The organism is Catenuloplanes japonicus (assembly GCF_000717135.1).
GTDB lineage: Bacteria > Actinomycetota > Actinomycetes > Mycobacteriales > Micromonosporaceae > Catenuloplanes > Catenuloplanes japonicus.
This window is the reverse complement of record NZ_JNXY01000025.1, coordinates 153,791-167,098: the sequence shown is the minus strand read 5'-3', so window position 1 is coordinate 167,098 and position 13,308 is coordinate 153,791. Positions and strand designations below refer to the sequence as shown.

The 13,308-nt window shown below is 71.2% G+C and carries 10 protein-coding genes; 1 reads left to right on the top strand and 9 read right to left on the bottom strand.

Annotation, left to right across the window (positions count from 1 at the left end; all coding sequences use genetic code 11):
* Positions 1-126: 126 nt before the first annotated feature.
* From purM to OP04_RS52180, 3 genes are all read right to left on the bottom strand, one after another.
* On the bottom strand, positions 127-1,266 hold the full coding sequence (purM, locus tag OP04_RS31285; protein ID WP_033343486.1) for a phosphoribosylformylglycinamidine cyclo-ligase: 1,140 nt from the start codon (positions 1,264-1,266) through the stop codon (positions 127-129).
* A gap of 107 nt (positions 1,267-1,373) precedes the next feature.
* Positions 1,374-2,975 (bottom strand): amidophosphoribosyltransferase, encoded by a 1,602-nt coding sequence (gene purF, locus OP04_RS31280; RefSeq protein WP_051799408.1) that lies wholly within the window; start codon positions 2,973-2,975, stop codon positions 1,374-1,376.
* 130 nt (positions 2,976-3,105) lie between these two features.
* Positions 3,106-3,459 (bottom strand): sterol carrier family protein, encoded by a 354-nt coding sequence (locus OP04_RS52180; protein ID WP_085066899.1) that lies wholly within the window; start codon positions 3,457-3,459, stop codon positions 3,106-3,108.
* 369 nt (positions 3,460-3,828) lie between these two features.
* Here OP04_RS52180 and OP04_RS54905 point away from each other — a divergent pair, with 369 nt between their 5' ends.
* Positions 3,829-5,724 (top strand): hypothetical protein, encoded by a 1,896-nt coding sequence (locus OP04_RS54905; protein ID WP_033343485.1) that lies wholly within the window; start codon positions 3,829-3,831, stop codon positions 5,722-5,724.
* A 54-nt stretch (positions 5,725-5,778) separates the two neighbouring features.
* Here OP04_RS54905 and OP04_RS31270 read toward each other — a convergent pair whose 3' ends face one another.
* The 6 genes from OP04_RS31270 to OP04_RS31245 all read right to left on the bottom strand — a co-directional run bounded on the left by OP04_RS31270 (position 5,779) and on the right by OP04_RS31245 (position 13,274).
* On the bottom strand, positions 5,779-6,531 hold the full coding sequence (locus OP04_RS31270) for a 2-phosphosulfolactate phosphatase (RefSeq protein ID WP_033343592.1): 753 nt from the start codon (positions 6,529-6,531) through the stop codon (positions 5,779-5,781).
* 169 nt (positions 6,532-6,700) lie between these two features.
* The gene (purL, locus tag OP04_RS31265) at positions 6,701-9,226 is read right to left on the bottom strand and encodes a phosphoribosylformylglycinamidine synthase subunit PurL (protein WP_051799389.1); all 2,526 of its coding nucleotides are present in this window, start codon (positions 9,224-9,226) and stop codon (positions 6,701-6,703) included.
* Positions 9,223-9,918 (bottom strand): phosphoribosylformylglycinamidine synthase subunit PurQ, encoded by a 696-nt coding sequence (purQ, locus tag OP04_RS31260; protein WP_033343590.1) that lies wholly within the window; start codon positions 9,916-9,918, stop codon positions 9,223-9,225. Before purQ ends, purL begins: the two co-directional genes overlap by 4 nt.
* The gene (purS, locus tag OP04_RS31255) at positions 9,915-10,163 is read right to left on the bottom strand and encodes a phosphoribosylformylglycinamidine synthase subunit PurS (RefSeq protein WP_033343484.1); all 249 of its coding nucleotides are present in this window, start codon (positions 10,161-10,163) and stop codon (positions 9,915-9,917) included. Before purS ends, purQ begins: the two co-directional genes overlap by 4 nt.
* Positions 10,164-10,376: 213 nt before the next feature.
* Positions 10,377-11,792 (bottom strand): adenylosuccinate lyase, encoded by a 1,416-nt coding sequence (purB, locus tag OP04_RS31250; protein ID WP_033343589.1) that lies wholly within the window; start codon positions 11,790-11,792, stop codon positions 10,377-10,379.
* 195 nt (positions 11,793-11,987) lie between these two features.
* Complete coding sequence (locus OP04_RS31245) at positions 11,988-13,274, bottom strand: acetyl-CoA C-acetyltransferase (protein ID WP_033343483.1); 1,287 nt, start codon at positions 13,272-13,274, stop codon at positions 11,988-11,990.
* Positions 13,275-13,308: the final 34 nt, after the last annotated feature.

Below are 13,308 nucleotides of genomic sequence, written 5' to 3'. Positions count from 1 at the left end.
TCTTCGCAACCGGCCACGGATCCGAGGCCGCGGGAGCTCGCGGACGGTGACCACGCTGGAAGCGGGACATGGATATAAAAAAGCCGCGCAAGCGGCGAAGCTTGCGCGGCTCTCGTTCCGAACGGGTCAGCCGCGGGTGTGCTGGCCGATCATCTGGACCGTGCCGGTGCCCTCGATGATCTCGCCCGCGTGCCAGGCGTCGACGCCGCGGCCGGCCAGGAAGGCCAGCGCACGGTCCGCGTCCGCGGCCGAGACGACCGCGAACATGCCGACGCCCATGTTGAACGTGGACTCCATCTCCGGGTCCTCGATCCGGCCCTTGGACTGGACCAGCTCGAAGATCGACTGCGGCTTCCAGGTGGAGCGGTTGACGACCGCGTCCACGTGGTCCGGCAGCACGCGGACCAGGTTGCCGGGGATGCCGCCGCCGGTGACGTGCGCGAGCGCGCGCACCTCGCACTCGGCGATCATGCCCAGGCAGTCCTTGGCGTAGATCTTGGTGGGGGTGAGCAGCTCCTCGCCGAGCGTGCGCTGGCGGCCGAACTCCTCGACCACGGTGTCCAGCCGCATGCGGCCGGCGCCGAGCAGCACGTGCCGGACCAGCGAGTATCCGTTGGAGTGCAGGCCGGAGGAGCGCATGGCGATCACGACGTCGCCGACCTCGACGCGCTCGCGGCCGAGGATGTCCTCCTCGTCGACCACGCCGACGCCGGTGGCGGACAGGTCGTATTCGTCCGGGCGGAGCACGCCGGGGTGCTCCGCGGTCTCGCCGCCGAGCAGCGCGCAGCCGGCGTAACGGCAGCCGTCCGCGATGCCGGCACCGATCTCCGCGACCTTCTCCGGCTCGACCTCGCCGCAGGCGATGTAGTCCAGCAGGAAGAGCGGCTCGGCGCCGCAGGCCACCAGGTCGTCGACGACCATGGCGACCAGGTCGATGCCGACCGTGTCGTGGATGTTCAGCTGCTGGGCGATGACCAGCTTGGTGCCCACGCCGTCCGTGGAGGAGGCGAGGATCGGGTTCTTGTACTTCTTGGCGTCCAGCCGGAACAGGCCCGCGAAACCGCCCAGGTCGCCCATGACCTCGGGACGGGAGGCGCGGCGCACCTTGTTCTTCAGGAGCTCGACGGCGCGCTCACCGGCGTGGATGGAGACGCCGGCGTCCGCGTACGTGACCGTGCGCTTTCCCCTGCTCCGGCCGGCCCCGGCCTGCCACGGCTGCCGGTCACCGTTATCCGCGTCGTTGGCTCGCTCGGTCACGTGCGTCACGTATCTCCCCTTGTGCTCTCGCGTCAGGCCGGGCGGGCCGCCTTGCGCGCTTGACTGGCCGTACGGCCGCGACGTCACGGTTCTCGTGGGTCGCGGCGCGTGCGTGCCTAAGAATGATGCGGCTTGTCTCCGCCACCGGGCGAGGCGACCAGGTCCGCAGCATCGTTTTCCAGCTCATGATCCGGACCGGGGCCCGGGGCCCCGCCCTCCGTGGCCTGTGCGGGCACTGCCGGCATCCCGACGGAGACCCGGCGACCGACGCCTTCGAGCACATGCTTGCCGATCATGTCGCCGTCCGGCAACGCGATCGGGTACTCACCGTCGAAGCAGGCCCGGCAGAGCCGGGTCTTCGGCTGCTCGGTGGCGGAGATCAGGCCCGCCAGCGAGATGTAGCCGAGGGAATCCGCGCCGATCGCGCGACGGATGCCCTCCGTGTCGAGACCGTTGGCGATCAACTCGGCCCGGGTGGCGAAGTCGATGCCGTAGAAGCAGGGCCAGCGCACCGGCGGCGACGAGATCCGCACGTGGACCTCGAGCGCGCCGGACTCGCGCAGCATGCGCACGATGGCCCGCTGGGTGTTGCCGCGGACGATCGAGTCGTCGACCACGACGATCCGCTTACCGCGCACGTTCTCCCGGAGCGGGTTCAGCTTCAGGCGGATGCCGAGCTGACGGATGGTCTGCGACGGCTGGATGAAGGTGCGGCCGACGTAGGCGTTCTTCAGGAGGCCCTGGCCGTAGGTGATGCCGGACGCCTCCGCGTAACCGATCGCGGCCGGCGTGCCGGACTCCGGCACCGGGATCACCAGGTCGGCCTCGACCGGCGACTCCTTGGCCAGCTCGCGGCCGATCTGCACGCGGGCGGAGTAGATGTTCCGCCCGTTGATCGTGGTGTCGGGGCGGGCCAGGTAGACGTACTCGAACAGGCAGCCCTTCGGCTCCGGCGTCGCGAAACGCACGGACCGCAGACCGTCCTCGTCTATCGCGATCAGCTCGCCGGGCTCGATCTCGCGGACCACGCTGGCGCCGCAGATGTCCAGCGCCGCGGTCTCGCTCGCCACGACCCAGCCGCGCTCCAGGCGGCCGAGCACCAGCGGGCGCACGCCGGCGGCGTCACGCGCGGCATACAGGGTGTTCTCGTCCATGAACACGAAGCTGAAGGCACCGCGCAGCGTGGGCAGCACCTTCATCGCGGCTTCCTCGACCGACAGGTCGGGGTAACCGGCCAGCAGCGTGGTCACCAGCGAGGTGTCCGTGGTCGCGCCGTCGGAGCCGAGCTCCAGGCCGCGCGCGGTGACCTCGCGGGCCAGCTCCGCCGTGTTGACCAGGTTGCCGTTGTGGGCGAGCGCGATCGTGGTGCCGGCGGTGGTGGCCTTGATCGTGGGCTGCGCGTTCTCCCAGTTGTTACCGCCGGTGGTGGAGTAACGGGCGTGACCGACGGCCAGGTGACCGCGCAGGCTCGCCAGCGTGGGCTCGTCGAAGACCTGGGAGACCAGGCCGACGTCCTTGTAGACCACCACGCCGGAGCCGTCGCTCACAGCGATGCCCGCGGCCTCTTGACCACGGTGCTGAAGTGCATAAATACCAAAGTAGGTGAGCTTTGCCACTTCTTCACCCGGAGCCCACACTCCGAACACGCCGCAAGCATCTTGCGGGCCGGGCCTTTGGGGGTCGAGTTCGTGGCTCAACAGCCCGTCGCCTCGGGGCACCTGCTGCTCCATCCGTGTGCATCCGGCGGAAGTTCCGTCCGCCCCGAAACAGTGTACGCGAGGCCAGGCGATTAACAGAGAGCCACCTTTTTGCTGCCAGAGGTCGATCAAGTGGTTATCGCACGGGCGACTAGATAGGGATGTAGGCAGATATATCAGCACGGTTCCCGCTGATGCGCAGACGCCCGTGCGTAATCGCGTCTTCCCACGAGAGTCGTCCGGTCGCCAGACGTACCCACGTCTCTGGATCCATCTCGACCACATTGGGCGGTGTTCCGCGTGTGTGACGGGGCCCTTCGACACACTGAATCGCGCCGTACGGTGGAACGCGCACCTCCACCGAACGGCCGGGAACCCGCGCCGCGAGCGCGGCCAGAAGTGCACGCACCGCATCACGGAGAGCAATGCGTTCCGGCGTCTCCCCCGCATCGAGGGAGGCCAGCACCGCTGCTACGACTGCCTGCTTATCGTGCGGAGAGGACACGTCCGGACAATACGTTCCGACACCTCATGACTTCATAGCTCCCCTGGGTCGCGCATAAGGCACCCGACAAGGCATAGTGGCCCACGGTGTACTCAATCACGGGGTGAACCCGGCACGTCCGAGGCCGGGAGTCGATATCCCCGGAAGGCGGTGGACGTGACAGCACACCGAAGGACCTGGCGCGATTTGGCTGGTCAGACGGTCCGCGGCAGGCGTGCGCGTGCCGCCGGCCTGTTCCGCGCGGGTGTAGCGGTCCTGGCACTCACCGGCAGCGTACTTCTCGTCGCTCCGGCTCCTGCCCAGGCAGCGGCACCAGAACTCAGCATCACACTCTCCAATACGAATCTCACCGCCGGCCAGACCGCGCAGTTGAGATATACGGTCAAGGGCGACGACGACGACACGAACGTCACCGTGACGATCGGGTTGTTCGACGGCATCACCTGCTCCGGCGACTGCTCCCCGAGCGTCACCGGCGAAGGCTCGTTCACTGCGACGATCACGGGCGGTAACGTCGCCGCCGGTCAGACGAAGAGCGGCACGCTGCGGGTCACCGCCACCTCCAAGGGTCTCCTCGGCAACGACGAGACCAAGACCGTGGAGCGGGCGATGACGGTGAAGGGCCCGGATGCGGTCCAGACCGTCCAGAAGATCAGCGGCACCGTCGTCGACAGCAAGACCGGCGAGGGCGTCTCCGGCGCCTCGGTGGGGATGCAGGACGGCGCCGGTCACCGGTACGACGTCACGACGAACGGCAAGGGCACGTTCACGTTCAACGGCACGGCGGCCCAGCCGATCACGCCGGGCGCGATCAACATCATCGTGGTCGCGCGGGACTTCGAGCAGGGTGCCGCCACGATCAACGGCACCAACGGCGCCACGGTCTCCGGGGTGGCGTTCAAGCTCACCTCCACGAAGGCCGCCAGCCCGACGCCCACGCCGAGCGCGTCGGCCACCGCGGAGCCGTCCGAGACGCCGTCCGCGGAGGCGTCCGAGGGCGGGGAGGCAACCCCCGAGGCCACGGACGACGAGGCCGACACGAACAACGCGGCGAACTCGACGGACGACGACAGCGGCATCCCGTGGTTCGTCATCCTGATCGGCGCGCTGCTGGTCGCGATCGGCGTCGGCACCATCGTGCTCCTCTTCATCCGGCGTAAGCAGGACAAGGAAGCGGACGCAGCGGCGGTCAGCAACTACCAGAACCGTCCGGCGGGTACGCCGGGGGCCTACGGAGCGACGAACGACGCCACCCGCGTCGGCGGCGCCGGCATGGGCGCGGGCGGCATGGACGACGCCACCCGGATCACCACGCCGATGTCCGACGCGCCCACGATGATCACGTCGCGGGCCGCGATGGAGGAGTTCCCCGACCCGTACGGTGCTCCGCCGCCCGGTGCGCCCGGCGCGCCGAAGTGGGCCGGGAGCGACGACAACTACGGCGGCGGTGACGCCACGCGCGCCGGCTACGGCGACGACCGGGGCGGCTACGGCAGCGCCGGATCCGCGTCCGTGTCCGGCGGCGGTGGCTACGGCGACGGCGCGGGCGGCTACGACCGCGGCGGGTACGGCAGTGCCGGATCCGCGTCCGTCTCCGGCGGCGGTGGCTACGGCGGCGGTGGCCGCGGTGACTACGCCGGTCCGGGCAGCGGCGCGGGTGCGGGTGCTGGCTCGGTCTCCGGCGGTGGCGGTTACGGCGCCGGTAACGAGTACGACGAGCCCACCGGCCGGTACAACGGCGGCGGCGGCGACGGCTACAACGGTCAGGGCGGCGGCTACGGCGCCAACCCGGCCGGGCCGTACGGGCAGCGTGCCGACCAAGGCGGCTACGGCGCCCAGGAGATCGACTACGGCACGCAGAACCAGGGCGGCTCCGGGTACGGCGGCGGTGCCGGCGGCTACGGCGGCGGCGCCCAGGGTGCCGGTGGCGGCTACGGCGGAGGTTACGACCAGGCCGGCTACGACCAGCAGCAGGGCGGCTCCGGCGGCGGAGGCTACGGTGGCGGCGCTCAGGGCGGCTACGGCGGCGGCCAGGGTGGTTACGGCGGCGGCGAGCGCGGCGGTTACGACCAGGGTGGCTACGACCAGCAGCAGGGTGGCGGCTACGACCAGGGACGCGGCGGCGGTTACGGCGCGGACCAGTCGGGCTACCCGCCCCAGGGCAGCGGCGGCGACCGCGGTGGTTACGACCAGCGCGGCGGCGACAACACCAACCGCGGCAACAACCAGCGCGGCGACCGTCGCATCGACTGGATGGACGACTAGGCCGAACGGCTGACGAAACGGGCTCGTGCCACACGGCACGGGCCCGTTTCCCGTTCAGGCCCTGGCGAAGACCCCGCCGCGCAGCAGCGGGACGACGGTGGAGGCGTCGCGGGCCACCGCGGTCTCCACGTCCTCGCCGAACCCGCGGACGGCCAGGAAACGCCCGGAGGCGCAGCCGCGCACGGCGGCCGGCACGTCCGGCACGCTGTTCAGCGCGGCCAGCGTCACCGCGGCCTCGACGGAGAGGCCACCGCGCGCGCCGGACAGCCCGTCCAGCACGGAGGCGGCGCCGAGCAGATCCTCCACGCTCGGGCGCAGCGTGTCGTCGGGCCAGCGTTCGCCGGCCGCGATCACGCCGATCGGGGACTGCGCGGTGCCGTAGCCCTGGGCGAGCAGCCAGCGGGAGACCGCGCGGGCGTTGCGCAGGCAGCCGGCCACGACCGGCAGGCCGGTGGCGCTGGCGGCGGCGGAGATCGCGGACCCGTTCGGCGACGGCAGCACCAGGTCCGGCGTGGCGGGCGCGTGGCGCAGCGCGGCCGGGGAGAGTGACCAGGGGCGTTCCGGGCTCACGTCCGCGCGCGGGACGGCGGCGACCGCGCCGATCCGGGACGCGTACGCGTCCGCCTGCGCGCTCCACGGGAACGGGTGGACGCGCATCCCGCGCCCGACCGCGACGTCCACCGCGGTGGTGAAGGAGAGCACGTCGACCACGACCAGCGCGGCGCAGACGCGGCCGAGCTCGCTGGCGCCGGCCAGCCCCCAGTCGAACCGCACGCCCGCGCCCGGCTGCGCGTAGACCGCATCCACCGGATCAGCTTCGCCGCTCACCGTGTGCCCGCCCCGCCGTTCGTCGGGCGCCGCGCTCGCCGGCACCACCGCTGATCAGTCGCCACCATGATGCCGTCCCCGGGTGGCCGGCACGGAAGAGCCCGCCCCGGCGTCGGCCGGGACGGGCTCTGTGCTGCGGAAGGACGCGTTACTCCGCGGCGGGGGCGGCGATGCCGTCCTCGCTGCTCGGCTCCGCCTGGGTGCTGTCCGCGGTGGCGGCCGGCAGGCCCTCCTCCGCGGGAGCCTCCGAGTCGGGCGCCGAGTCGTCACCCACGACGACCACCGGGTCCCCGGAGGCTGCCGGCGCCTCGGACGCACCCGCGGCAACCGCTGCGGCCTCGGACGGGCCCGGGAAGGACGCGGCGCCGCCGAAGAGGCGCGGCAGCGTACCCGTGTGGGCTTCGCGCAGTTCGTCCAGCGGGATGCTGAACTGGCCGGTGATCTCGACCGCGTCGCCGGCGGCCTCGGTGGTGCCGATCGCGGCCCAGGGCAGCCCGTGCTCGTCGCAGAGCGCGGTGAACGCGGTCTCGTGCCCGCGCGGCACCGCCACGACGACGCGACCGGCGGACTCGCTGAAGAGGTAGACGAACGGCATCGAACCGGCGGTGAACTCCTCCGGCAGCTCGATCTTGACGCCGACGCCGCGGCGCAGCGAGGACTCGACCAGCGTCTGGATGAGGCCGCCGTCCGAGAGGTCGTGCGCGGCGGTCAGGTGACCCACGCGCGCGGCCTCGGCCAGCACCTCGGCCAGCGACTTCTCCCGGCCGAGGTCGACACGCGGGGGCTCGCCGCCGAGGTGACCGTGGGTGACCCACGCCCACTCGGAGCCGGAGAGCTCGTTGCGCGTCTCGCCGAGCAGGAAGACCAGGTCGCCCTCGGGATGCGCGGACGGCGTGAAGCCGATCGGCACCCGGGTGGCCACGTCGTCGATCAGTCCGAGCACGCCGACGACCGGCGTGGGGTGGATCGCGGCGGCGCCGGTCTGGTTGTAGAAGCTGACGTTGCCGCCGCTGACCGCGATGCCGAGTTCCTGGCAGCCGTCGGCGAGACCGCGGACGGCCTCGGCGAACTGCCACATGACGGTCGGGTCCTCCGGCGAGCCGAAGTTGAGGCAGTTGGTGACCGAGATCGGCTTGCCGCCGGCCACGGCCACGTTCCGGTACGCCTCGGCCAGCGCCAGCTTCGCCCCGTTGTACGGGTCGAGGCGCGCGTAGCGGCCGTTGCCGTCGACGGAGAGCGCGACGCCGAGGCCGGTCTGCTCGTCGATGCGGAGCACGCCCGCGTCCTCCGGCTGGGCGAGGACCGTGTTGCCGAGCACGTACCGGTCGTACTGCTCGGTGACCCAGGTCTTGTCGCACAGGTTCGGCGAGGCGATCATGCGCAGCACGGTCTCGCGGAGCGCGTCCGGCCCGACCGGGCGGGGCAGCGTCTCGGCGCGGTCCGCCCGGAGCAGGATCAGGTCGGCCGGCTCACGCATCGGCCGGTTGTAGACCGGGCCGTCGTCGACCAGCGAGCCCGGCGGCACGTCCACCACGGTGTGGTCGTTCCACGTGATGACCAGGCGATCGCCGTCGGTAACCTCGCCGATCGCGGTGGCGAGCACGCCCCACTTGTCGGCGATCTTCAGCACCTCGTCGAGCTTCTCCGGCGCGACGATCAGGAGCATGCGCTCCTGGGACTCGCTGGCCAGGATCTCGTGCGGGTCCATGGACGGCTCGCGCAGCGGCACCCGCTCCAGCCAGACGCGCATGCCGGCGGTGGCCGCGGCCGCGGTCTCGGTGAGCGCGCAGGTGAGGCCGGCGCCGCCGAGGTCCTGGATGCCGACGACCAGACCGGCGTCGTACAGCTCCAGGCAGGACTCGATCAGGAGCTTCTCCATGAACGGGTCGCCGACCTGGACGGACGGGCGGCGCTGCTCGCTGCCGTCGTCGAACGTGGCGCTGGCCAGCACGGAGACGCCGCCGATGCCGTCCCGGCCGGTCTTCGCGCCGAGCAGCACCACGATGTTGCCGGCGCCGGTCGCCTCCTTCTTCTGGAGGCGGTCGACCGGCAGCACGCCGATGCTGAGCGCGTTGACCAGCGGGTTGCCCTGGTAGCAGGGGTCGAAGACGACCTCGCCGCCGATGTTGGGCAGGCCGAGGCAGTTGCCGTAGCCGCCGACGCCCGCGACGACGCCCGGCAGGACGCGCTTGGTGTCGGGGTGCTCGGCGTCGCCGAAGCGCAGCGGGTCCATGACCGCGATCGGGCGTGCGCCCATCGCGAGGATGTCGCGGACGATGCCGCCGACGCCGGTGGCGGCGCCCTGGTACGGCTCGACGAAGCTCGGGTGGTTGTGCGACTCGACCTTGAAGGTGACCGCCAGCTCGTCCGAGATCTGGATGACGCCGGCGTTCTCACCGATGCCGGCCAGCAGGCGCTCGTTCTTCGGCGCCTTCTCGCTGAACTGCTTCAGGTGGACCTTGCTCGACTTGTAGGAGCAGTGCTCGCTCCACATGATCGAATACATCGCCAGCTCGGACTGAGTCGGCCGGCGGTCGAGGATGTCGCGGATCCGCTGGTACTCATCCTCGAGGAGGCCGAGCTCGGCGAACGGCTGGAGCTCCTCGGGGGTGGAGCCGGCGCGGTCGACCGTGTCGGGCGAGGCCACCGCGGTCTCCTTAACTGTCTGGGTCATGCGGGCACCGCCGCGGACTTGCCGGCCAGGTGAGCGAGGACGGAGGCGAACAGGCCGAGACCGTCGAGCGACGGCCCGGTCAGCGCCTCGACGGCGTGCTCGGGGTGCGGCATGATGCCGACGACGTTGCCGCGCTCGTTGGTGATGGCGGCGATGTCACGCTGGGAGCCGTTGGGGTTCCCGCGGATGTAGCGGGCCACGACCCGGCCCTCGGCCTCCAGCTCGTCCAGCGTGCGCTGGTCCGCGACGTAGCAGCCCTCGCCGTTCTTCACCGGGATCAGGATCTCCTGGCCGTCGGTGAACGTGCCGGTCCAGGCGGTGCTGGTCGACTCGACCTTCAGCCACTGGTCACGGTTGCGGAAGTGCAGGTGCTGGTTGCGGGTCAGCGCGCCGGGGAGCAGGTGCGCCTCGCAGAGGATCTGGAACCCGTTACAGATGCCGAGCACCGGCAGGCCGCCCTTGGCCGCGTCGATGATCGACTCCATCGCGGCGGAGAACCGGGCGATCGCGCCGCAGCGCAGGTAATCGCCGTAGGAGAAGCCGCCGGGGAGAACCACGGCGTCCACGCCGTGCAGGTCCGGGTCGGCGTGCCAGAGGCGCACGGCCTCGGCGCCGGCCAGCCGGACGGCGCGCGCGGCGTCACCGTCGTCCAGCGAACCCGGGAAGGTGACCACACCGATCCGCATGCTCAGGCCTCGACCCGCTCGTCGAGGTGGATCGTGAAGTCCTCGATGACCGGGTTCGCCAAGAGCTTGTCGGCGATCTCCCGGGCACGGTCCAGATCGGCATCGCCGGAGAACTCCAGCTCGATGCGCCGCCCGATGCGCACCGACGTCACGTCCGTGACACCGAGCCGGGGCAGAGCGTTGGCGACGGCCTGACCTTGCGGATCGAGGATCTCCGGCTTGAGCATGACGTCGACGACGACGCGAGCCACGAGGCACTCCTGACTGTTTGCGCTGTCCTGGCTGTCTGCCGGCCAGTGGTTACCACCCGGCTCACCAGCACCGGCCTGGAGGGGCAAGCGACCTCAGACTACCTGGTGGCCAGTGTGCCGAACTCACCGGCCGACCCGACCACCAGCGATTACCCGGGGAGTGATCGCCATCATTCCCCGGGTAATCGATAAACCGGTCATCAAGGTTGAAAGTTACAGAATTGGAGCGGGGCTGTAACCAGCGGCGACGGGGTGCGCGGCGACCACATCCGCGATGCGGTCCGCGACCGCGTGCACCTGCGACGGGGCGGCGCCGACGAATGCGGCCCGGTCCGCCACGAGCGCGTCGATCTCGGCGCGGCCGAGGTTGAGGCGGCCGTCCGCGGCGAGGCGGTCGAAGAGATCGTTCTCCGCGACGCCCTTCTCCCGCATGGCGAGCGCCACCGAGACCGCGTGCTCCTTGATCACCTCGTGCGCGACCTCGCGGCCGACCCCACGCCGTACCGCCGCGACCAGGATCTTGGTCGTTGCCAGGAACGGCAGGAACCGGTCCAGCTCGCGGCCGATCACGGCCGGGTAGGCGCCGAACTCGTCGAGCACGGTCAGGAACGTCTGGAAGAGCCCGTCCGCGGCGAAGAACGCGTCCGGCAGCGCGACGCGGCGCACCACGGAACAGGAGACGTCGCCCTCGTTCCACTGGTCGCCGGCCAGCTCGCCGACCATCGACAGGTAGCCGCGGATGATCACGGCGAAGCCGTTGACCCGCTCGCTGGACCGCGTGTTCATCTTGTGCGGCATCGCGGACGAGCCGACCTGCCCCGGCTTGAAGCCCTCGGTGGCCAGCTCCTGGCCGACCATCAGGCGGATCGTGGTGGCCAGCGACGAGGGCGCGGACGCGACCTGTGCCAGCGCGGCGACCACGTCGAAGTCGAGCGACCGCGGGTAGACCTGGCCGACGCTGTCCAGCACGCGCTCGAAGCCGAGGTGCCGGGCGACGCGCCGCTCCAGCTCCGCGACCTTCTCCGCGTCGCCGTCGAAGAGGTCCAGCTGGTCAGCGGCGGTGCCGACCGGGCCCTTGATGCCGCGCAGCGGGTAGCGGCGGATCAGGTCGTCGATCCGCTCGTACGCGATGAGCAGCTCCTCCGCGGCGGACGCGAACCGCTTGCCGAGCGTGGTGGCCTGCGCGGCCACGTTGTGCGACCGGCCGGTCATGACCAGGTCCGAGTGCTCGATCGCGAGCCGGGAGAGGCGGGCGAGCGTGGCGACGATCCGGTCGCGGACCAGCAGCAGCGAGGCCCGGATCTGCAGCTGCTCGACGTTCTCCGTCAGGTCGCGGGACGTCATGCCCTTGTGCACGTGCTCGTGGCCGGCGAGCGCACTGAACTCCTCGATCCGCGCCTTCACGTCGTGGCGGGTGATCCGCTCGCGGGCCGCGATCGACTCCAGGTTGACCCGGTCGAGCACGGCCTCGTAGGACTCGATCACGCCCTCCGGCAGCGCGATCCCGAGGTCACGCTGCGCGCGGAGCACGGCGACCCACAGCCGCCGCTCCATGCGGATCTTCTCTTCCGGTGACCAGATCGCGAGCAGCTCGGTCGAGGCGTACCGCCCGGCGAGAACATTCGGGATGCGCGGGCGCTCGGTTGCGTCGGGGAGGGAAGTCACGGCCGAAGTGTCTCACGTTCGCCCTGCGCCGCCCCGGGGCCGCCCACGGACAAGATCCACGATCCGCTATATCAAGGTCAAAACCAGACATAGGCGGAGCCTTTAGTCCGCCCAGGGGTGGGTGGTCGGGGCGGCAGCCGGGGTACGGGGTGAAGTAATTCACCGTTCGACGATGGCGACGACGCCGAGGCCACCGGCGGCGCAGATGGAGACGAGGCCGCGACCCTGCTGCCCACCGCTCAGCGACTTCGCCAGCGAGGCGAGGATCCGCCCGCCGGTGGCCGCGAAGGGGTGCCCGGCCGCCAGCGACGAACCGTTCACGTTCAGCTTCGCGCGGTCGACGGTGCCGAGCGGCGCCTCCAGGCCCAGCCGCTCCTTGCAGAACTCCGGCGACTCCCAGGCCTTCAGCGTGGCCAGCACCTGCGACGCGAACGCCTCGTGGATCTCGAAGAAGTCGAAGTCACCCAGCGTGAGCCCGTTGCGCGCCAGCAGCCGCGGCACCGCGTAGGCCGGCGCCATCAGCAGCCCCTCGTCGCCGTGCACGAAGTCCACGCCCGCGGTCAGGCTGTCGCCGAGGTAGGCGAGCACGGGCAGGTTGTGCGCCTTCGCCCACTCCTCGGACGCGAGCAGCACGGTCGACGCGCCGTCCGTCAGCGGCGACGAGTTGCCCGCGGTCATGGTCGGGTGCGCGCCCTTGGTGCCGAAGACCGGCTTGAGCCGCGCCAGCTTCTCCGGCGACGTGTCGGCGCGCAGGTTCTGGTCCTGCTTGAGCCCGAGATAGGGCGTCACAAGATCATCAAAGAAGCCCCGCCGGTACGCCTCCGCGAGCCGCAGATGCGACTGCAGCGCCAGCTCGTCCTGCTCCTCGCGGCCGATCTCCCACGTCTCGGTCGTGAGCGCCTGGTGCTCGCCCATCGACAGCCCGGTCCGCGGCTCCGCGTTGCGCGGCATCTCCGGCTTGAACGGCTGCACCGGGCGCAGCTTCGCGGCCGCCTTCAGCCGGGCGCCGAGCGTGCGGGCGGTGTTCAGCTCCAGCAGCGCGCGGCGGAAGTCCTCGTTCAGCGCGAGCGGCGCGTCCGACGTGGTGTCCACGCCGCCGGCCACGCCCACCTCGATCTGGCCGAGCGCGATCTTGTTGCCGACCAGGATCGCGGCCTCCAGGCCGGTGCCGCAGGCCTGCTGCACGTCGTAGGCGGGCGTGCGCGGGTCCAGCTGGGAGCCGAGCACCACCTCGCGCGTGAGGTTGAAGTCGCGGGAGTGCTTGAGCACGGCGCCGGCCGCCACCTCGCCGAGCACCTCACCGGCCAGGCCGAACCGGGCGACCAGCCCGTCCAGCGCGGCGGTCAGCATGTCCTGGTTGGACGCCTGCGCGTACCGGCCGTTCGACCGCGCGAACGGGATGCGGTTGCCGCCCAGGATCGCGACCCGGCGAATGCTCTGCTGCACGATTCTCCCCTCCGACTTACTCACGGGTAGGCTA

Coding starts and splice junctions, on each gene's coding strand:
- purL (WP_051799389.1), bottom strand. CDS start 9,226: ATGACCCAGACAGTTAAGGAGACCGCGGTGGCCTCGCCCGACACGGTC.